We start from the raw sequence: 18,962 nt of genomic DNA, 5'->3' as shown, positions 1-18,962 counted from the left end.
ATGCACGAAACCACAACCCTGCTCGTCGAGGTCGGCGCGCTGCTGCTCCTGCTCGGTCTCCTCGGCCGGCTCAGCCGTCGGGTCGGCGTCTCCCCCATCCCGCTGTATCTGCTCGCCGGGCTCGCCTTCGGCCACGGCGGCCTGCTGCCGCTCAACGCCAGCGAGGAGTTCTTCGCCGTCGGCGCGGAGATCGGCGTCATCCTGCTGCTGGTCATGCTCGGCCTGGAATACAGCGCCAACGAACTGGTCGGCAACCTCCGCTCGGCCGCGCCGGCCGGACTGATCGACGCGGTGCTCAACGCCGTGCCGGGCTTCGCGTTCGCGCTGCTGCTCGGCTGGGGCTGGGTGGCTGCGGTGGTGCTCGCCGGGGTCACCTGGGTGTCCTCGTCGGGCGTGATCGCCAAGGTCCTCGGCGACCTGGGTCGGGTCGGTAACCGGGAGACCCCGGTGATCCTCTCCGTGCTGGTGATCGAGGACCTGGCGATGGCCCTCTACCTGCCGCTGGTCACCGCGCTGCTCGCCGGGGTCGGCCTGGTCAAGGGCGGCATCGCGCTGGCCGTCGCGGTGCTCACCGTGGTCGCCGTGCTGGCGGTCGCGATCCGGTACGGCCACCTCATCTCCGCCGCGCTCTCCGCCAAGGACCCGGAGGCGCTGCTGCTCGGCGTGCTGGGCCTGACCCTGCTGGTCGCCGGGATCGCGGCCAAGCTCCAGGTCTCCGCAGCGGTCGGCGCGTTCCTGGTCGGCATCGCGCTCTCCGGGCCGGTGGCGCACCACGCGACGGAGCTGCTCTCGCCGCTGCGGGACCTCTTCGCCGCGGTGTTCTTCGTGTTCTTCGGGCTGGTCACCGACCCGCTGGACATGCCGCCGGTGCTGCTGCCCGCGTTCGCGCTGGCCGTGGTCACCATGGGCACCAAGCTGCTCACCGGCTACCTGGCGGCCCGACGCGCCGGGATCGCCGAGCCGGGTCGCTGGCGGGCCGGGTTCGCGCTCACCCCGCGTGGTGAGTTCTCGATCGTCATCGCGGGGCTCGCCGTCGCCGCCGCGTACCCGGTCGAACCGAAGCTCGCCGCGCTCGCCACGGCGTACGTGCTGATCACCGTGGTGACCGGGCCGATGCTGGCCCGGCTGCCGGACTTCCCGTGGTTCAAGCGGTGGCTGCGCCGCCGGGCGGCGATCCGCCGGCCGGAGCCGGTGCCGGTGCCCGCCCGGGACTGACGCGGAGTCACTGCGTCCGGGCCGGGTCGACCGTACGGTGGACCCGGCCCGGCCAACGGTTGCCGAATTGGTGTCGGACAGCCCTTCCGCTGATCAGCGAAACCGCGTTACCGTGTCGCCCCAGCAGCCAAGGTCCGCGGGTGGCCGGTGCCCCCGCCCGGCGGAAGCGAAGGGTTGGCCGGTGAGCGTGCAGGAGTCGACGTTCCACGGCTTTGCCAACCCCGTCGACCCGTCGCCGGCGGAGCTGCGGGCCTGGGCCTATCAGCCGGACTCGGTGCCGCTGGCCTCCATGCCGCCGGACTGGGACCTGCTGGTCGCCGGTGACCACCTGGTGCAGACCCTCTTCGAACTGGCCATGGACCCGGCCTGCCCGGCCCGCCGGTTCGCCCTGCACTGCCTCTACATCTATGCCGCCGACGGCATCCGGACGAACTTCCGGGCCCACCCCAAGCGCCGCTTCCGCAAGCTCGTCGAGCAGGCCGAACGGACCGGCGACGAACTGATGGGCAACTGGGCGCACAACAGCCGGGTGCTGCTGGCCCGGCCGAACCTGTTCGTCTACCGGGACTGGTGCGAGGGCGGCCTGGTCCGCGAGAACCGCCGCCTCTAGCGCCTGGGACGGAGTCCGCGGTCGAACCGAGGCGGAGTCCAGACCGCGGCCGGTCAGCGGCCTCACCCCGCCTACCGGGCCAGCGGCGCCGCGCCGACGCCGGACAGCCGTCACCGGGCCTCGAAAGAGATCGTTCCGCGAGTGTAGGGACGGGTGGCCCCCGCTCCGATCCAACGGTGAGGTCGCCCGTCGGGCGCCCAGGATCAGGGAGACGTCATGAACGCTCAGCCGACCGTCCGGGTGGTCGCCGTCAACCGCGGCGTCGAGCAGACCGACCTGCCGGAGCCCGTTCGCGGCCCCGAGCACGACCGGCTCGAGGTGTGGGTGGGCAGATGGATCAACGAGGGCAGCACGGTCGGTGACAGCGACACCCCGGCCGTACGGATCATCACCAGCGACGTGTACGAGTGGCTGCCGGGCCGGTTCTTCCTCCTGCACACCGCGTACGGGAAGATCGGCGACTCCGGCGTGGGCGGCGGTGCGGAGATCATCGGGTACGACCGGGCAGCGGGTTGCTACCGGTCACACTTCTTCGACAGCCAGGGCAATGCCAGCATCCACACCCTCACCGTGGCCGGGGACACCTGGACATACCAGGGCGAGACCACCCGCGCCTCGGTCACCTTCAGCGACGGCGGACGGGTCCAGACGGTCCGGCACGAGCGCACCGACGACGGGCAGACGTACGCGCCGTCCATGAACGTGGTCCTGACCAGAGTCGACTAGCCGGGTACGCGAACGGACCGGGTACGCGAACGGGCCGGGACCCCCTGCACGGGCATCACCGCGTCCCGGCCCGCACCACCGACGCGAACGGGCCGGGACCCCCCGTGGGTCCCGGCCCGCACGTCGGCGGATCGTCAGTCGGGCGATCCGCCCTGCTCGCGGCGTTGTACGTCGGCACGGCCCCGATCGACGCCGTGGTCGACCTGGTCGGCGAAGCGGCCGTCCTTGACCTGGTCCGAGAACCTGCCCCCGGTGATGCCCTCGAACTTCTCGCGGACGCTCTCGGCCACCTTCTCCAGCCGGTCCTCCGCCTGTTCCGCCACCTTCTTCGCCGACTCCGCCATCTCTCCCCCTCGTCGATCCGGAACATCCGGTTTGAGCTGGTGCGGCCGGTTTCAGGTTAACGGAACCGGCCCGGTCCGCGCCGGGATTCACCGGTAGCGCGGACCGGGCCGGAGCGGCTCGGTGGTGGGCGGGGTCAGCGGTCGGTGCGGCGGGGACGCCAGACGACCAGGGCGGTCGAGGTGCGGTTGGTGGGGACCAGGTCACCACGGGCGAAGCCGCCCAGCGACTCCAGCTCGGCGATCCGCCGGTACGCGGCGTCCAGCTCCGCCTCCAGCCGGGCCACCCGCTGCTGTGCCTGTTCCAGCAACTGCTCCAGGCCGATGATCCGCTTCACCCCGGCCAGGTTGATCCCGTCGTCCTGGCTGAGCCGCTGCACCTCACGGAGCAGCACCACGTCCCGGACGCTGTAACGGCGACCGCCGCCGGCCGCCCGGCCGGCCTGCACCAGCCCCAGCCGGTCGTACTGGCGCAGGGTCTGCGGGTGCATGCCCGCCATCCGCGCCGCGACCGAGATCATCAGCACCTTGGCCTCGTAGGCAGGGTCACCCGTGCCGACGAACTCCTGCGACATCCCCGCTCACCTCCGCTGCCTCACACCGGGTCAACTGAACCGACGCACCCGCGCGTCGAGATGTTCCCGCGCGGCCGGCGGGGTCTGCTCCGCGAACGCCTCCAGCGCCGCCCGCGCCTCGTCCGACACCGTCGCCGGCACCACCACGTCGAGGGTGACCAGCAGGTCACCGGCCCGACCGTCCTTGCGCACCACGCCCTTGCCCCGGGCCCGCAGCACCCGACCGCTCGGCGTACCCGGTGGCACCCGCAGGGTCACCGTGCCGTCGAGCGTGGGCACCCGCAGGTCCGTGCCGAGCACGGCCTCGGCGAAGGTGACCGGCACGGTCAGGGTCAGGTCGTCCCCGGTACGCCCGAACAGCTCGTCCGGGCGGACCTTCACCTGGACGAACAGGTCGCCCGCCGGGCCACCCCGCTCACCGGGCTCGCCCCGCCCGGCCAGCCGGATCCGCTGGCCGTCGGCGACCCCGGCGGGGAACCGGACGTTCAGCGTGCGGGTCCTGGTGACCGCGCCGGTGCCGTGGCACTCCGGGCACTTCTCCTCCACGACCGTGCCCACGCCCTGACAGTTGCGGCACGGCTCGGAGAAGCTGAACGACCCCTGGTTACGGGTGGTCACCCCGGCGCCGTGGCAGACCTGGCAGGTCACCGGCTGGGTGCCGGGCTTCGCCCCGTTGCCGTGGCAGGTGTCGCAGACACCGGGCGCGCGCAGCGACAACGGCAGGGTCACCCCGCGTACGGCGTCGGGGAAGTCGAGCGCCACCTCGGTCTCGATGTCCCGGCCACGGGCCGGGCCACGGGCCCGGGCCGGACCACCGGCGCCACCGCCGGAGAAGATCGTGCTGAACAGGTCGGTGAAGCCGCCACCGCCGAACCGGTTGTCGGCGCCCGCACCCCCGGTCGCGCCACCGAACAGGTCGGAGACGTCGAACGGCATCCCGCCCGGCTGGCCCGCACCGCGGGCGTTGCGGCGGAACGCGCCGGAGCCGAAGAGGGACCGCATCTCGTCGTACTCGCGGCGCTTGGCCTCGTCGCCGAGCACGGCGTACGCCTCGGAGACGGTCTTGAACCGCTCCTCGGCCTTGGGATCACCCGGGTTGTGGTCCGGGTGCGACTCCCGGGCCAGCTTCCGGTACGACTTCTTGATCTCGTCCGAGGAGGCGGACTTCTCCACGCCGAGCGCGGCGTAGTAGTCCTTCTCGATCCAGTCCTTGGAACTCACCGGTCCACCCCCTTCCACGGGACGTACCCCGGACGTCCCGCCCGCCCTCGGTGGGCGGGCGGGACGACACGGGTCGGCACTACTCCGGGTCGGCCACCGCGACCAGGGCCGGTCGCAGCAACCGTTCGCCGAGCTGGTAGCCCCGGCGCATGACCTGCACGCAGGTCGGTTCGGTCACGTCGGCGGAGGTCTGGTGGGCCACCGCCTCGTGCCGGGTCGGATCGAACGGGTCGCCCTGCTCGCCGAAGGCGGTCAGGCCGAACTTGCCGAGCGCGCTGGTGAGCTGCTCGGCCACGGTGCCGAACGGGCCCACCAGGTCGCCGTGCTCACGGGCCCGGTCCAGGTCGTCGAGGATCGGCAGCAGCGCGGCCAGCACCGAGCCGGTCGCCTGCTCCTGGACCAGGCTGCGGTCCCGGTCGACCCGCTTGCGGTAGTTGGCGTACTCCGCCGACACCCGCTGGAGGTCCCGGGTCCGCTCGTCGAGCTCGCCGCGCAGGGACTCCAGCTCGGCGCCGAGCGGCGAACCGCCGGGCTCCACCGGCTGGGCCGGGGCGTCCACCACCGGCGGGCCGGCCGGGGACGGGCCGTCGACCGCGTCCGCCTCGACCTCGATCTCGTCGACGACGACCTCGGCGTCCTCGACGAGCCCTTCGGCCGGCGCGTCGGCGGCGGCGTCCGCGGCGGCCGACGGCTCCCCGGTCGGCCGGCCGACCTTGCGCTTGTCACGGATGACGACCCGCGGTTCCTCGCCGGCGGCCTGCCCGGCGCCCGCGGAGCCACCCGGCGTCGACCCGGAGCCCGGGTCGGCGGCTCGTGGCTTCTCCGTCATGCGGTTACCTCATCCCTGTTGCGTGGGTGCGCGTCCGACGGCGGCAGGTCACTTCTTGCCGTCCTCGTCCACGATCTCCGCGTCGACCACGTCGTCCGGGCCGCCGGCCTGCGGGCCACCGGTCGCACCCGCGCCCGGCCCGGCCGCACCCGGCTGCTCGCCGCCCTGCTCGGCCTGCTGGGAGTAGAGCAGCGAACCGGCCTGCTGGGAGACCTGGGCCAGCCGCTCGTGGGCCGCCTTGATCTTCTCGATGTCCTGGCCGCCGAGCGCGCCGCGCAGCTCACCGAGGGCCTCGTTGAGCTGCTCCCGGTTCTCGGCGGGCAGCTTGTCGCCGCTCTCGGCGAGGAACTTCTCGGTCTGCCACTGGAGGGCCTCGGCGACGTTGCGGGTCTCCGCCTCCTCGCGGCGACGCTTGTCCTCGTCGGCGTGCTCCTCGGCGTCCCGGCGCATCCGCTCGATGTCGTCCTTCGGCAGCGAGGAGCCGCCGGTGATCGTCATCTTCTGTTCCTTGCCGGTGCCCAGGTCCTTGGCGTGCACGTTGACGATGCCGTTGGCGTCGATGTCGAAGGTGACCTCGATCTGCGGCACGCCGCGCGGCGCCGGCGGGAGGCCGGTCAGCTCGAAGGTGCCGAGCTTCTTGTTGTAGGCCGCGATCTCCCGCTCGCCCTGGAACACCTGGATCAGCACCGACGGCTGGTTGTCGTCGGCCGTGGTGAAGACCTCGGAGCGCTTGGTCGGGATGGTGGTGTTGCGCTCGATGAGCTTGGTGAAGATGCCGCCCTTGGTCTCGATGCCCAGGCTCAGCGGGGTCACGTCGAGCAGCAGGACGTCCTTGACCTCGCCCTTGAGCACGCCGGCCTGGAGGGCGGCGCCGACGGCGACGACCTCGTCCGGGTTGACGCCCTTGTTCGGGTCGCGACCGGTGAGCTGCTTGACCAGGTCGGTGACGGCAGGCATCCGGGTCGAGCCGCCGACCAGGATGACGTGGTCGACGTCGGAGACCTTGATCCCGGCGTCCTTCACGGCCTGCTCGAACGGGCCCTTGCAGCGGTCCAGCAGGTCCTGCGTCATCCGCTGGAACTCGGCGCGGCTCAGCGTCACGTCGAGGTGCAGCGGGCCGGCCGAGCCGGCGGTGATGTACGGCAGGTTGATGTTGGTGGTGGTGGCCGCCGACAGCTCGATCTTGGCCTTCTCGGCCGCCTCGCGGAGCCGCTGCAGCGCCATCTTGTCCTGGGCCAGGTCGATGCCGTGCTCGCCCCGGAAGGTCTTCACCAGGTGGTCGATGATCCGCTGGTCCCAGTCGTCGCCGCCGAGCTGGTTGTCACCGCTGGTCGACTTGACCTCGACGACGCCCTCGGCGAGCTCCAGCAGGGAGACGTCGAAGGTGCCGCCACCCAGGTCGAAGACCAGGACGGTCTGCTCCTTGGAGCCCTTGTCCAGCCCGTACGCCAGGGCGGCCGCGGTCGGCTCGTTGACGATCCGCAGCACGTTGAAGCCGGCGATCTCACCGGCCTCCTTGGTGGCCTGGCGCTGGCCGTCGTTGAAGTAGGCCGGGACGGTGATCACCGCGTCGGTGATCTGCTCGCCCAGGTACGCCTCGGCGTCCCGCTTCAGCTTCATCAGCGTGCGGGCCGAGATCTCCTGCGGGGTGTACTTCTTGCCGTCGATGTCGACGGTCCAGTTGGTGCCGATCTCCCGCTTGACGGACCGGATGGTCCGGTCGGGGTTGGTGACCGCCTGGCGCTTGGCGACCTCACCGACGAGCACCTCGCCGTTGCGGGCGAACGCGACGATCGAAGGAGTCGTCCGCGAGCCCTCGGCGTTGGCGATGACGGTGGGCTCACCGCCCTCGAGAACGCTGACGCAGGAGTTCGTCGTGCCGAGGTCGATGCCGACCGCACGTGCCATGTTCGCTTCCTCGCTTCGTAACGGTGAGCAGGTCGGAGGGGGTTTCCCCCGAACTGCCCGGCGGGCCGCCCGCAGCGACCGCACCACAAGTTGAGTGAACTTGACTCAATAGTGCCACGCCTGCGGCAAACCGCAAGTCGAGGTTGAGTCGACCCGACGCAACCCGAGGCGTTATTACCGTCCGGTTGTCTTCCCTTGCATCGGTCGGGCACGCTTTAGCGGTGACGACGCACGGCGATCCCGCCACCCATGCCGGCACGCCCGCCGTCGCCGCCCGTACCGGATCGTCGGACGCCGGGGACGACCTGCCCGCCACCGGCGCGACGGGTCTGCCCGCCGCCCTCGCCGGTCTGCGGGCCGCGACCGGGGCGGCCCGTTTCCCGCTCGCCCTGCCCTCGGCCGAGCCGGCCCGCCGCTCCGCCGCCACCCTCGTCGACCAGCTCGACGACTATCTGCTGCCCCGGCTGGCCCGGCTCGACGCGCCGCTGCTGGTGGTGGTCGGCGGCTCCACCGGGGCCGGCAAGTCCACCCTGGTCAACAGCCTGGTGCAGGCGCGGGTCAGCGCCGCCGGCGTGCTCCGGCCGACCACGCGCTCGCCGGTGCTGGTCTGCAACCCGGCCGACTCGGCGTGGTTCCGCCAGGGCGAACTGCTGCCCGGCCTCACCCGGACCAACGAGCCGAGCGAGAACCCGGGCACCCTGCACCTGGTCACCGCGCCGCACCTGCCCGCCGGGCTGGCCTTCCTCGACGCGCCCGACATCGACTCGGTGGTCGACGCCAACCGCGCCCTCGCCGGGCAGCTGCTGGCCGCCGCCGACCTCTGGCTCTTCGTGACCACCGCCGCCCGGTACGCCGACGCCGTCCCCTGGGAGCTGCTGCGCAGCGCGCGGGCCCGGGGCGCGGTGATCGCCATGGTGCTCGACCGGGTGCCGCCGGAGGCCGCCGACGAGATCGCCGCCCACCTGTCCGAGATGCTGGCCGCCCAGGGCCTCGAGGCGGCACCGCTCTTCGTGCTCCCGGAGACCTGGGTGGACGGGCAGGGCCTGCTGCCCGGCCGGGTCACCGCCCCGCTCAGCGACTGGTTCTCCCGGCTCGCCGCGGACGCCGACGCCCGGGCCGCCGTGGTCCGGCAGACCCTGGACGGCGCGCTCGCCGCGCTGCGCCCCGCCGTGGCGGCACTCGCCGACGCCGCCGACGAGCAGGTGGCCGCCGCCGACGCGCTCGACGAGCGGGTCCGGGCGGCGTACCGGGGGGCGGAACGGACCGTCGAGCAGGGGTTGAAGGACGGCCGGCTGCTCCGCGGCGAGGTGCTGGCCCGGTGGCAGGAGTTCGTCGGCACCGGCGAGTTCTTCCGCACCCTGGAGGCACGGATCGGCCGGCTGCGGGACCGGGTGGTCGCCGCCGTGACCGGACGGCCCGCGCCCGCCGCCGAGCTGCGTACCGCCATCGAGTCGCAACTGGTGACGCTGCTGCGCGGGGTCGCCTCCGAGGCGGCGGAGAACGCGTACACCGGGTGGAAGGCGCACCCGGCCGGCGCGGCGCTGCTCGACCCGGCGCTGGCCCACCCCGCCGACGACCTCGCCGAGCGCGCCGAGCGGCTGGTCCGCGACTGGCAGCGCGAGGTGCTCGAACTGGTCCGGGCCGAGGGCGGCGACCGGCGCTTCGTGGCCCGCACCGCGGCGTACGCGGTGAACGCCACCGGCCTCGCCGTCATGATCGCGGTCTTCGCCTCCACCGCCTTCATCCCCACCGGCCTGGAGGTCGCCACCGGCGCCGGCACCACCGTCGCCGCGCAGGCCGTGCTCCAGGCGATCTTCGGCGACCAGGCGGTCCGCGACCTGGCCGCCAAGGCGCGGGTGGACCTGCTCGACCGGGTCCGGGCGCTGCTCGACGAGGAGGCGGCCCGCTACCTCACCCGGACGGCGGAGGCCCGGCCCTCCGGCGACACCGCAGCCGAACTGCGCGGGGCCGCCGACCAGGTGGAGGTCGCCCGACACCGCAGCGGCCTGTCCCGCAACGACGGGCCGGCGCTGCCGCCGGCCGGGACGGACGGCCCGTGAGCAACATCGTCGGACGGATGCGCGAGGCGTTCCGGGGCGACCAGCGGGTCGACCCCGACGAGCTGGTCGGCCGCCTGGCGGCCGTGCAGCGGTTCCTCGGCGCGGTGGACGGCCAGGTGCCCGACACGCAGCTGGTGCCCGCGCACACCGTGGTGGAACGGGCCGGCACCCGGCTGGCACTCTCCGGGGACCACACCGTGGTCGCCCTCGCCGGGGCCACCGGCAGCGGCAAGTCCAGCCTGTTCAACGCGCTCGCCCGACTGGAACTCTCCCCGGTCGGCGTCCGCCGGCCGACCACCGGCGTGGCGCACGCCTGCGTCTGGGGGGACCTGGACGGCGCCTCCCGGCTGCTCGACTGGATCGGTGTACTGCCCCGGCACCGGTTCGTCCGGGAGAGCGCGCTGGACGGCGACGACGAGTCCGACCTGCACGGGCTGGTCCTGCTCGACCTGCCCGACTTCGACTCGGTGCAGCGGGCCCACCGGCTGGAGGTGGACCGGCTGCTCGGCCTGGTCGACCTGGTGGTCTGGGTGGTCGACCCGCAGAAGTACGCCGACCGGGTGATCCACACCGGCTACCTGCGCGAGTTCCACCGGCACCGGGACGTGACGGTGGTCGTGCTCAACCAGGCCGACCGGCTGGCCCCGGCCGAACTGCCCCGGGTCCTCGACGACCTGCGCCGACTGCTCGACGCCGACGGGCTGACCGGGGTGCCGCTGCTGCCCACCGTCGCCGTCGACCCGGCCGGGCTGGACGGGCTGCGGGCCGCGCTGGAGCATACGGTCGCCGAACGGCAGGCGGCCCTGCGTCGGCTCGCCGGCGACGTCGACACCGTGGTGGCCGGGCTGGAGCCGCTGGTCGCCGCCGAGCCACCGCGTACCGGGCCGGACGACGGGTCGACGCGGGAGCTGACCCGGGCACTGGCCGGGGCGGCCGGGGTGCCGTCGGTGGCCGACGCGGTCGAGGGCGCGTACCGGCACCGGGCGGGCGGGACCACGGGCTGGCCGCTGGTCAAGGGCTGGCGGAAGCTGCGCCCCGATCCGCTGCGTCGGCTGCACCTGCCCGGACCGGCCGCAGGCGCCGACGAGCCGGCGGAGAGCCTGGTCGCGGCCACCTCCGTACCCGATCCGACCGCCGCCCAGCGCTCGGCGCTCGGGCTGGCGATCCGCGCGGTGGGCGACCGCTCCGGCGCGGGCCTGCCGGCGCCGTGGCCGACCGCGGTGACCGCCGCGGCCCGGTCCCGCCTCGGCGACCTGCCCGACGCGCTGGACCGCGCGGTGGCCGGCACCGACCTGGGGATGGACCGGCGGCCCGCCTGGTGGCGGCTGATCGGCGTCCTCCAGTGGCTGGTCACCCTCGCCGCCGTCGCGGGCCTGGGCTGGTTGGCCCTCGGCTACGGACTGCGCGCGCTCGGCCTGCCCGCGCCGGACTACCCGAGGCTCGGCGAGGTGCCCTGGCCGACGGTGCTGCTGCTCGGCGGGCTGCTCGCCGGCCTGCTGGTGGCGGCGCTCACCCGGCCGGTGGTCCGGTGGGCGGCCCGGCGGGCCCGACGCCGGGCGGAGAAGCGGCTCACCATCGCGGTGGGGAACGTCGGCGACGAGTACGTCCTGGTGCCGGTGCGGGCCGTGCTGACCCGCTACGGGCAGGCGCGCGACGCGCTGCGCGACGCGACCCGCTGATCCGCTCGTCCCGTCGGTGTCCCGGCGGCGGCGTAGGGTCGGTGCATGGCCACGCCACAGACCCCCTACGAGGCGGTACTGCACGCCGCTCGCGACGTGACGAGGCTCGACAGCGCCCTCGACGCGGAGATGCTCGGCGCCGCGCTGCTGGGCAGCGTCTACTCCGTCGCGGAAACCGACCGGGACAACGCCGTCCGCGAGTTCGTGGGCGGCTTCCTCGCCACCACCTCCCGGCGGCGCAGCGCCGCCGCCACCACCATCCGCGCCGTCTTCGCCGCGCTGGTCCCCGACGCCGAGGGGGCGGGCAAGGTCCGGCCCGGCGCGCTCACCCCCGCCTGGACCGGCCAGCTCGGCCGGGTCCACCTCACCGGCGTCTGGGCCTACGGCGACGTGTACGGCGACCAGACCTCCTACCTGGCCACCTTCGCGTACGACGAGGCCGACGGCGGCCCGGAGCACGCCATGGTGGCGCTGGTGGACCACAACATCGGCATCATCAAGGACGTCTACGTCGGCGGGCCGGCCGAACGGATCCTCGGCCAGGTCCGCGAGATGTGCACCGAGGACGAGCTGACCTGGTTCCGTCCCGAGGACGGGGGCCGGATGCACGCCGAGGTGGCCCGCCACCTGGCGGTCACCGACGACCTGTCCGAACTGCCGGCGCAGGGGTCGCTCGCCACCGACCGGGCGCTGGTCGGTGCCCGGCTGGCGGCGCTGCCCGCCCCGGCCGTCCGGACCGGTGCCGGGGCGACCGAGCCGCTGACCGACGAGCGGCGGACGACCCTGCTGCGGGGCTTCCTCGACTCTCCGGAGGCCGCCCGGTTCGGGCTGGACGCGGTGGACGGCCCGGAGCTGCCCTCCCTGCACTTCTGCCTGGGCCTGCTGCTCGACCACGCGGACAGCTTCACCGACGCGGACCCGATGCGGTGGAGCCCGACGGTGGCCGAGTTGTTCCTGCTGGACTGGGTGCACCGACGCGCCGTGCTGGACATGGACGACGCCGCCATGCTGCCCCGGGTGCTCCGCGCCTGGGCGGCGTACGCGGCCCGCTGGAAGGGGCTGCCGGAGGCGGCGGCCCGCCGGACCGACGAGGCGATCGAGGAGATGATCCCGGAGTTCGCCCGCCTCTACAGCACCGGCGAGCGGCGCAGCCCGGCGACGGCCGCGGTGGCCCAGCTGATGGCCGACGGTGTCGACCCCGACGACCCGGCCGCCCTCGACGCCTGGATCGAGGCCAACCGCCACCGCCTCACCGACGACACCGCCTGAGTGGAGCGTTGCCCGCACGCCGGCGCGAGGCCGGCGTGCGGGTCACGGTTCGACGAGGGTGAGCCGGCGGGGCGCCACGTCGACGGTGAGGCGCTGGCCCCAGCTCAGGGCCAGCCGGTCGCCTTCCAGGCCGTCGGCGAAGGCGACCAGCCCGTCGGACTCGGCGACCAGTTCCAGCCGTTCGGCGCCGGTGATCCGGCCGGCGGTGAGGCCGACCCCGGTGACCGGGGAGGGCCACGCCTCGCGGACGTACCAGCACAGCGCCGGCTCCTCCGGGGCGGGCGGCTGCGGCGCACCCGGACGGTCGCGCGCGATGGACGCGCACCAGCCGGTCGCCCCCGTACCGCTGCCGATCACCACCCCGGAGGAGGAGTGCCGTTCCCGCCGGGCCGGCCCGCCGTCGGCGACGGTGAGCAGGTAGCGGGCGGACTGGTGGGAGGCGTGGCCGACGTACACCTCGTTGAGGCCGACCAGCTCCTGCCCGTCGTCGAGCGCGGCCCGGACCATGGCACGGCCCCGGACGGGCGCGGCCCCGGCGGCGACCGCCGGCAGCAGGGCGGCGAGCTGCCCTGCGGTGAACCGCACCAGGACGCCGGCGTTGCGCCCGGGTTCCGGGTCGACGCCGATCACCGGCTGCCGGTCGAGGTACTTCGCGACGTTGGCGACCAGGCCGTCCGGCCCGACCGCGACCACCACGTCCTCCGGCCCGAACAGGAACCGGGGCAGGTCGTCGCGGTCCACCGCGCCGCGCCGCCAGTCGGCCGGCACGGCGGCGCCGACCGTGGTCAGCGCCGCCTGGAGGGCCTCGTGCCGGTCGACGACCTCGGCCAGGTCCCGGCCCCGCTCCCGCAGGTACCAGGCCGCCGCCGCGCGGGTGCCGTGCCGGGCCAGCAGCTCGTCCAGCTCGCTGCGGCGGCTCACCACGACCACCCGGGGGGCCAGGGTCGCGCTCACCGGCCCGGCGCGAGCCGCGCCAGCAGGTCGGTCACCACGTCGGGGGTGACGGTGAGCTGGCCGATCTGCGGCAGCTGCCCGGCGATCTCGCGGACCGTCAGGGCCCGCAGCACCTCCGGCGGCAGTTCGGCGTACGCGGCCAGCTTCGCCGCCTCCGCCTCCGCCTCGGCGTGGCCGACCGCGCGTACGCCGTCGGCGCGGGCCGCCGCGAGCAGCCGTTCCTTCTCGGCGGCGCCCCCGGCCAGGACGCGCTCCTTCTCCGCCTCGGCGGCGGCCAGCACCCGGGCCCGTTCGGCGGCGGCCGCGTTGGCGACCTTCTCCCGTTCCGCCTTGCCCTGCGCGCCGGCCAGTTCGGCGTCGGCGTCCAACTCGGCCCGGCGGCGGGTGTTCGCGCCGTGCTGCTCGACGAGCTGCTGCTCCCGGCGGGCCAGCTCGATCTTGTTCTGGAGCTCGTTCTCGGCGATGGAGCGTTCCTGCTCGACGGCCTGGGCGCGCCGGGCGTAGGTGGCCCGGTCGGCCTGGACCTGGACGGCCTCCCGGGTCGGGGTCTGCAGGGCCCGTTCCAGCTCGGGTTCGGGACGGATCGCCACCACCCGGGCGCTGACCACGGCGACACCGAGGTCGGTGAGGCGGGGGTCGTCGCCGAGCGCGCCGGAGACCGCCTCGCGGACGGGCGCGACGGTGGTCAGCGCCTCTGCCAGCGGCACCCGGGCGAGCAGGTCGAGGGCGGGCTGCTGGGCCAGTTCGGCCAGCAGGGTGGCGACCTGGTCGAGGGGGCGCGAGCGGGGCGTACCGGTACGTGGGTCGACGGAGAAGTCGAGGCGGCCGGCGGCGCGGGCCGGATCGGCGACCCGGTAGGTCACGGTGGCCTGGACGGTGATGTCGGCGAAGTCGCCGGTGCGGGCGTGGAAGAGCAGCGGCAGCTCGCGGTCGTCCACCGGCACCTCGCTGAGCACCGCGTTGAGCGGCCGGTACCAGAAGGACTGTCCGATGCCCTCGCGGCGGACCTTGCCGCCGACGTGCAGCCGGACCCAGCTGGTCGGCGTGCCGCGCAGGTGGCGCAGGAACAGGCGCCTCGTCACATCAGCCATGATCGGTTCCCTCCCCTTTTTCGTCCAGCCGACGATAACTGTTCTGCTAAGTTATCGTCAAGGTGGTGATAAAGAGATGCCCGAGTACCCGCCCTTCGCGGTGACGGCCGACCTGGTCGTGCTCACCGTCCGCGCGGACGAGCTGAACGTCCTGCTGGTCCGGCGCGGCATCCCGCCGTACGAGGGGTGCTGGGCGCTGCCCGGCGGCTTCGTCGGCATCGACGAGGACCTGCCCGACGCGGCGGCCCGCGAGTTGACCGAGGAGACCGGGCTACCCGAGCCCGCCGGCCACCTCGAACAACTCGGCACGTACGGTCGGCCGGACCGGGACCCGCGCGGCCGGGTGGTGACGGTGGCCTGGCTGGCCCTGCTGCCCGACCTGCCGAGCCCGGTCGCCGGCAGCGACGCGGCCTCGGCCGAGTGGCTGCCGGTCTCCCGGCTCACCCCCGGTCAGCTCGCCTTCGACCACGACCGGATCCTGGCCGACGGGCTGGAACGGGCCCGCGCCAAACTGGAGTACACGCCCCTGGCCAGCGCCTTCTGCCCGGCCGAGTTCACCGTGGCGCAACTGCGGGCCGTCTACGAGACGGTCTGGGACACCCGCCTGGACCCCCGCAACTTCCACCGCAAGGTCACCGGCACGCCCGGCTTCGTCGAGCCGGTCGGCCGGTCCACCGAGGGGGACCGGGGCCGGCCGGCCCAGCTCTTCCGCCGTGGCCCCGCCAGCCGGCTGCACCCGCCGATGCTCCGCCCGGACCGCTGACCGACGGACGTCCATCGGGGACGGCCTGCCCGACCAGGCCCGGTCAGGAGGATCGAGCTGCGGGAGAGCCGGCCTACCCGACCCGCAGCAGGAGGAACAGCTCCACCGGCGGCCAGGCCGGGACGACGGGAAGCGGAACGCCGTGGCTCTGCGGCGCAGGCGGTGGCTGTGGTGCCGGTGCCGGTGCCGGTGCCGGTGCCGGTGCCGCGACCTTCGCTGCCGGCCTCGCCCTGCGCGGGCGGGCGGCGCCGGCCGGACCGGCGGACGGAACGGTCGCGCGGCCCGGGACCGGGCCGGGCCGGCAGCCGGGGCGCGACCGGCGCGGGCCTCGACGGTGGGGGTGCTCGACGGCGGATCGCACGGTGCCGGAGAACTCGCCGACGGGACCGGCGCGGGGACCTGGTCGCCCGGCGTCGCGCTGGGCGTCGGATCGGGAGCCGGCAGGGAGAGGGTGACCGTGGGCAACGGCAGTGGCAGCGGGAGGGGCAGCGGCCACGGATCCGGCCTCGGCGGCGCGCTCGGGGGTGGGCTCGCCGAGCCGCTCGGGGACGGGCTCGGCGAGGTGCTGCGGGACGGCGTGGGAGCGGCCGACCGGCTGGGCACGGCCGGCGAGGTCGGGATCGGCCGGGGCCGCCGCGCCGACGCCGAGTCCTCGGTGGCGGGCCGGACGGGGCGGCGGGCGCACCGGCGGCCGTCGTTCCGGGTGCGGCCGGCCGGGGCGTCACCGCGGCCGGCACGCCGGGCGAGGGGAGCGCGGGCTGCTCGGTGACCGGCACCGGCACCACCACCGGGCCGATCGACGGGGTGGGGAGGAACGGGGTGCTGCTGTTGGGCAGCGCGGTGCTCCCGACGGTGGCCGACCCGGCGCTGAGCGCGGCGAGGATCGGCATCGAGGCGGTCCCGGCCAGGAGGGCGACCGTGAAGAGGTAGCCGCGGCTGGGACCGCCGAGACCGGCCGCGCGGTGTGCGCCGACGACCCGGCGGTAGCCGCCGGGCGCGGCCCGGTGGCGGCCGAGGAACGCGGGACCTTCTGCTGGCTCGGGCACCGACTCTCCTCGTCGTCGACCACGGACACGTGCCGGACCGGAAGCCTGTCTTAAACGGACAAAAGGAACTTCCCGGCACCAGTCAGCTTGGACCAGTGACCGTCAGTTCACCAGGCGCCACAGCGTGTCGACACACAAATTGTCCGTCGGGTCGTCGACCCGGACCGAGCGCCACGACGACAAATACCTCGATGCGTCGTGAAGCAGACAAACGTCGACCGACGGGGAGGCCGTACTGTGGGCCCGCTCACCTCCTCTGCAATCATTCAGGCACGACGGCAACGCAGCCGCGACCTCCGCGCACCCACGCGGCAGGCGCGGTACGGCGCCGGCGCTCCCGAACCGGGTTCGTCCCAGAATCCGGCTCACGCCGCGCGGCAACCCTCACCGGGGCTAGGCGCGGCCGCCAGGAACCAGCCCGGCACCTGCCGGGCCGGCGCAGGATTTGCGCGGACCGGGTCACCCCCCGCGCCGGCGCAGACACGACAGGGAGAGACGGATGGCAAAGGGCGACCCCGGGGTCACCACCCGCGGCCGGCGGGCCGCACCCCGTTCCAAGCGAGCCGCCTCGGCGGCCACCGGCGAGCCGGACCTCGTACAGCTGCTGACGCCCGAGGGCGAGCGGATCGAGAGCGCGATCGGCCCGGACGGGACCGAGTACCGCGTCGACTTCACCGACGAGGAGTACCGCGGGCTCTACCGCGACCTCGTGCTGGTCCGCAAGCTCGACGCCGAGGCCACCGCGCTGCAGCGGCAGGGCGAGCTGGGCCTCTGGGCCAGCCTGCTCGGCCAGGAGGCGGCCCAGGTCGGCTCCGGCCGCGCGCTGCGCACCCAGGACATGGCCTTCCCGACCTACCGGGAGCACGGCGTCCTCTACTGCCGGGGCATCGACCCGATCATGCCGCTCGGCCTGTTCCGCGGCGTCGACCAGGGCGGCTGGGACCCGAACGAGTTCAAGTTCAACATGTACACGATCGTGATCGGGGCACAGACCCTGCACGCGACCGGGTACGCCATGGGCGTCCACATGGACGGCAAGACCGGCACCGAGGACGGCGAGGCGGTGATCGCCTACTTCGGCGACGGCGCCACCAGCCAGGGCGACGTCAACGAGGCGTTCGTCTGGGCCAGCGTCTTCAACGCCCCGCTGGTGTTCTTCTGCCAGAACAACCAGTACGCCATCTCCGAGCCGCTGGAGCGGCAGACCCGCGTCCCGCTCTACCAGCGGGCCGGCGGCTTCGGCTTCCCCGGTGTCCGGGTGGACGGCAACGACGTGCTCGCGTCGTACGCGGTGACCCGGCACGCGCTGGACAACGCCCGGCTCGGCCAGGGCCCCAGCCTGATCGAGGCGTACACCTATCGGATGGGGGCGCACACCACCTCCGACGACCCGACCCGCTACCGGATCGCCAGCGAGGTCGAGGCCTGGCAGGCCAAGGACCCGATCGCCCGGATGAAGGCGTTCCTGACCAAGCAGCAGATCGCCGACGAGTCGTTCTTCGCGTCCGTGGACGAGCAGGCCCGTACCGAGTCGGTGCACCTGCGCGAGCGGGTGCTGAACATGCCCAACCCGGAACCGGTGACGATGTTCGACCACGTCTATCCGCACGGGTCGCCCGAGCTCGACGAGCAGCGGGCCCGGTTCAGCAAGTACATGGAGTCGTTCGAGGGGAGCGCGCACTGATGGCCACGGAGACGCTCACCCTCGGCAAGGCCCTCAACACCGGTCTGCGTCGGGCCCTGGAGAACGACCCGAAGGTCGTCATCATGGGCGAGGACGTCGGCAAGCTCGGCGGCGTCTTCCGGATCACCGACGGGCTCCAGAAGGACTTCGGCGACCAACGGGTGATCGACACCCCGCTGGCCGAGTCCGGCATCATCGGCACCGCCGTCGGCCTCGCCATCCGGGGCTTCCGCCCGGTCTGCGAGATCCAGTTCGACGGCTTCGTCTACCCCGCGTACGACCAGATCGTGTCGCAGGTGGCGAAGATGCACTACCGCTCGCAGGGCAAGGTCACCATCCCGATGGTGATCCGGATCCCCTACGGCGGTGGCATCGGCGCGGTCGAGCACCACTCCGAGTCGCCCGAGGCGTACTTCGCGCACACCGCCGGCCTGAAGGTGGTGACCTGCGCGAACCCGCAGGACGCGTACTCGATGATCCAGCAGGCGATCGCGTCGGACGACCCGATCGTCTTCCTGGAGCCGAAGCGGCGCTACTGGGAGAAGGGGCCGGTCGAGCTGGACGCCCCGCTGGACGCGGCGTACCCGCTGCACTCGGCCCGGGTGGCCCGGGCCGGCACCGACGCCACGGTGCTGGCGTACGGGCCGATGGTGCGGACCGCCCTGGACGCGGCGACCGCCGCCGCCGAGGACGGCCGGGAGCTGGAGGTCATCGACCTGCGCACGCTCTCCCCGCTGGACCTGACCGCCGCGTACGAGTCGGTGAAGCGCACCGGCCGGTGCGTGGTCGTGCACGAGGCCCCGGGCAACCTGGGCCTGGGCTCGGAGATCGCGGCCCGGATCACCGAGGAGTGCTTCTACTCCCTGGAGTCCCCGGTGCTGCGCGTCACCGGCTTCGACACCCCCTACCCGGCCAGCCGGGTGGAGGAGGAGTACCTGCCCGACCTCGACCGGGTGCTCGACGCCGTCGACCGCACCTTCGGCTGGTGAGC

General features: G+C 74.0%; 18 protein-coding genes. 11 read left to right on the top strand and 7 right to left on the bottom strand.

Features of this window, described 5'->3' with window-relative positions; translation table 11 throughout:
• The 3 genes from MRQ36_RS13600 (at window position 1) to MRQ36_RS13590 (ending at window position 2,551) form a co-directional block, all read left to right on the top strand.
• A complete protein-coding gene (locus MRQ36_RS13600; RefSeq protein ID WP_242795697.1) occupies window positions 1–1,215 on the top strand; it encodes a cation:proton antiporter in 1,215 nt (404 codons plus the stop codon).
• A 181-nt stretch (window positions 1,216–1,396) separates the two neighbouring features.
• Entirely contained in the window at window positions 1,397–1,825 is a 429-nt protein-coding gene (locus MRQ36_RS13595) for a hypothetical protein (RefSeq protein WP_242795696.1), read from the top strand.
• A 216-nt stretch (window positions 1,826–2,041) separates the two neighbouring features.
• Window positions 2,042–2,551 (top strand): DUF1579 family protein, encoded by a 510-nt coding sequence (locus MRQ36_RS13590; RefSeq protein ID WP_242795695.1) that lies wholly within the window; start codon window positions 2,042–2,044, stop codon window positions 2,549–2,551.
• Between the two features lie 134 nt (window positions 2,552–2,685).
• Here the strand turns inward: MRQ36_RS13590 and MRQ36_RS13585 are convergent, their stop codons facing one another.
• From MRQ36_RS13585 to dnaK, 5 genes are all read right to left on the bottom strand, one after another.
• The gene (locus MRQ36_RS13585; protein WP_242795694.1) at window positions 2,686–2,895 is read right to left on the bottom strand and encodes a hypothetical protein; all 210 of its coding nucleotides are present in this window, start codon (window positions 2,893–2,895) and stop codon (window positions 2,686–2,688) included.
• A 134-nt stretch (window positions 2,896–3,029) separates the two neighbouring features.
• Window positions 3,030–3,467, bottom strand: coding sequence for a heat shock protein transcriptional repressor HspR (locus tag MRQ36_RS13580; RefSeq protein WP_242795692.1), 438 nt, complete (start codon window positions 3,465–3,467; stop codon window positions 3,030–3,032).
• A 30-nt stretch (window positions 3,468–3,497) separates the two neighbouring features.
• Window positions 3,498–4,688, bottom strand: coding sequence for a molecular chaperone DnaJ (gene dnaJ, locus MRQ36_RS13575; protein ID WP_242795690.1), 1,191 nt, complete (start codon window positions 4,686–4,688; stop codon window positions 3,498–3,500).
• Window positions 4,689–4,767: 79 nt separating this feature from the next.
• Window positions 4,768–5,517, bottom strand: coding sequence for a nucleotide exchange factor GrpE (gene grpE, locus MRQ36_RS13570; protein ID WP_242795688.1), 750 nt, complete (start codon window positions 5,515–5,517; stop codon window positions 4,768–4,770).
• A gap of 48 nt (window positions 5,518–5,565) precedes the next feature.
• Entirely contained in the window at window positions 5,566–7,425 is a 1,860-nt protein-coding gene (gene dnaK / locus MRQ36_RS13565) for a molecular chaperone DnaK (protein ID WP_242795686.1), read from the bottom strand.
• A 221-nt stretch (window positions 7,426–7,646) separates the two neighbouring features.
• On the opposite strand from dnaK, the gene MRQ36_RS13560 reads away from it, so the two are divergent.
• The 3 genes from MRQ36_RS13560 to MRQ36_RS13550 are packed head-to-tail and all read left to right on the top strand — an operon-like array spanning window position 7,647 to window position 12,433.
• Entirely contained in the window at window positions 7,647–9,485 is a 1,839-nt protein-coding gene (locus MRQ36_RS13560; protein WP_242795684.1) for a dynamin family protein, read from the top strand.
• A gap of 17 nt (window positions 9,486–9,502) precedes the next feature.
• Window positions 9,503–11,164, top strand: a complete 1,662-nt coding sequence (locus tag MRQ36_RS13555) for a GTPase (RefSeq protein ID WP_242801085.1) — start codon at window positions 9,503–9,505, stop codon at window positions 11,162–11,164.
• Window positions 11,165–11,209: 45 nt separating this feature from the next.
• Window positions 11,210–12,433 carry a hypothetical protein gene (locus MRQ36_RS13550; RefSeq protein WP_242795682.1) on the top strand — a complete coding sequence of 408 codons (1,224 nt, stop codon included), beginning with the start codon at window positions 11,210–11,212 and terminating at the stop codon, window positions 12,431–12,433.
• Between the two features lie 42 nt (window positions 12,434–12,475).
• Here MRQ36_RS13550 and MRQ36_RS13545 read toward each other — a convergent pair whose 3' ends face one another.
• Both MRQ36_RS13545 and MRQ36_RS13540 read right to left on the bottom strand, forming a co-directional pair.
• Entirely contained in the window at window positions 12,476–13,387 is a 912-nt protein-coding gene (locus tag MRQ36_RS13545; protein WP_242795680.1) for a hypothetical protein, read from the bottom strand.
• Window positions 13,384–14,478 carry an SPFH domain-containing protein gene (locus tag MRQ36_RS13540; RefSeq protein ID WP_242795678.1) on the bottom strand — a complete coding sequence of 365 codons (1,095 nt, stop codon included), beginning with the start codon at window positions 14,476–14,478 and terminating at the stop codon, window positions 13,384–13,386. The genes MRQ36_RS13545 and MRQ36_RS13540 overlap by 4 nt, the downstream gene beginning before the upstream one ends.
• A gap of 76 nt (window positions 14,479–14,554) precedes the next feature.
• On the opposite strand from MRQ36_RS13540, the gene MRQ36_RS13535 reads away from it, so the two are divergent.
• The 5 genes from MRQ36_RS13535 (at window position 14,555) to MRQ36_RS13515 (ending at window position 18,960) form a co-directional block, all read left to right on the top strand.
• Window positions 14,555–15,241, top strand: coding sequence for an NUDIX domain-containing protein (locus tag MRQ36_RS13535; RefSeq protein ID WP_242795676.1), 687 nt, complete (start codon window positions 14,555–14,557; stop codon window positions 15,239–15,241).
• A 457-nt stretch (window positions 15,242–15,698) separates the two neighbouring features.
• Window positions 15,699–16,010: a hypothetical protein gene (locus MRQ36_RS13530; protein WP_242795674.1), complete on the top strand. Its 312-nt coding sequence runs from the start codon at window positions 15,699–15,701 to the stop codon at window positions 16,008–16,010.
• A complete protein-coding gene (locus MRQ36_RS13525; protein ID WP_242795672.1) occupies window positions 16,007–16,171 on the top strand; it encodes a hypothetical protein in 165 nt (54 codons plus the stop codon). Before MRQ36_RS13530 ends, MRQ36_RS13525 begins: the two co-directional genes overlap by 4 nt.
• 615 nt (window positions 16,172–16,786) lie before the next feature.
• The gene (pdhA, locus tag MRQ36_RS13520) at window positions 16,787–17,971 is read left to right on the top strand and encodes a pyruvate dehydrogenase (acetyl-transferring) E1 component subunit alpha (RefSeq protein WP_242795670.1); all 1,185 of its coding nucleotides are present in this window, start codon (window positions 16,787–16,789) and stop codon (window positions 17,969–17,971) included.
• Window positions 17,971–18,960, top strand: a complete 990-nt coding sequence (locus tag MRQ36_RS13515) for an alpha-ketoacid dehydrogenase subunit beta (protein ID WP_242795668.1) — start codon at window positions 17,971–17,973, stop codon at window positions 18,958–18,960. The genes pdhA and MRQ36_RS13515 overlap by 1 nt, the downstream gene beginning before the upstream one ends.
• The last annotated feature ends 2 nt before the right edge of the window (window positions 18,961–18,962 follow it).

The organism is Micromonospora sp. R77, from assembly GCF_022747945.1.
Classification (GTDB): Bacteria; Actinomycetota; Actinomycetes; order Mycobacteriales; family Micromonosporaceae; genus Micromonospora.
The sequence above is the reverse complement of the archived record's forward strand: the minus strand, read 5'-3'. Positions and strand labels throughout refer to the sequence as shown.

Excerpts from the sequence above, each read along its gene's own strand:
- MRQ36_RS13590 (WP_242795695.1), top strand. The coding sequence starts at position 2,042 with ATGAACGCTCAGCCGACCGTCCGGGTGGTCGCCGTCAACCGCGGCGTC.
- MRQ36_RS13550 (WP_242795682.1), top strand. The coding sequence starts at position 11,210 with ATGGCCACGCCACAGACCCCCTACGAGGCGGTACTGCACGCCGCTCGC.
- MRQ36_RS13515 (WP_242795668.1), top strand. The coding sequence starts at position 17,971 with ATGGCCACGGAGACGCTCACCCTCGGCAAGGCCCTCAACACCGGTCTG.
- MRQ36_RS13600 (WP_242795697.1), top strand. The coding sequence starts at position 1 with ATGCACGAAACCACAACCCTGCTCGTCGAGGTCGGCGCGCTGCTGCTC.
- dnaK (WP_242795686.1), bottom strand. The coding sequence starts at position 7,425 with ATGGCACGTGCGGTCGGCATCGACCTCGGCACGACGAACTCCTGCGTC.
- MRQ36_RS13540 (WP_242795678.1), bottom strand. The coding sequence starts at position 14,478 with ATGGCTGATGTGACGAGGCGCCTGTTCCTGCGCCACCTGCGCGGCACG.
- MRQ36_RS13555 (WP_242801085.1), top strand. The coding sequence starts at position 9,503 with ATGCGCGAGGCGTTCCGGGGCGACCAGCGGGTCGACCCCGACGAGCTG.
- pdhA (WP_242795670.1), top strand. The coding sequence starts at position 16,787 with ATGGCAAAGGGCGACCCCGGGGTCACCACCCGCGGCCGGCGGGCCGCA.
- grpE (WP_242795688.1), bottom strand. The coding sequence starts at position 5,517 with ATGACGGAGAAGCCACGAGCCGCCGACCCGGGCTCCGGGTCGACGCCG.
- MRQ36_RS13585 (WP_242795694.1), bottom strand. The coding sequence starts at position 2,895 with ATGGCGGAGTCGGCGAAGAAGGTGGCGGAACAGGCGGAGGACCGGCTG.
- MRQ36_RS13535 (WP_242795676.1), top strand. The coding sequence starts at position 14,555 with ATGCCCGAGTACCCGCCCTTCGCGGTGACGGCCGACCTGGTCGTGCTC.
- MRQ36_RS13580 (WP_242795692.1), bottom strand. The coding sequence starts at position 3,467 with ATGTCGCAGGAGTTCGTCGGCACGGGTGACCCTGCCTACGAGGCCAAG.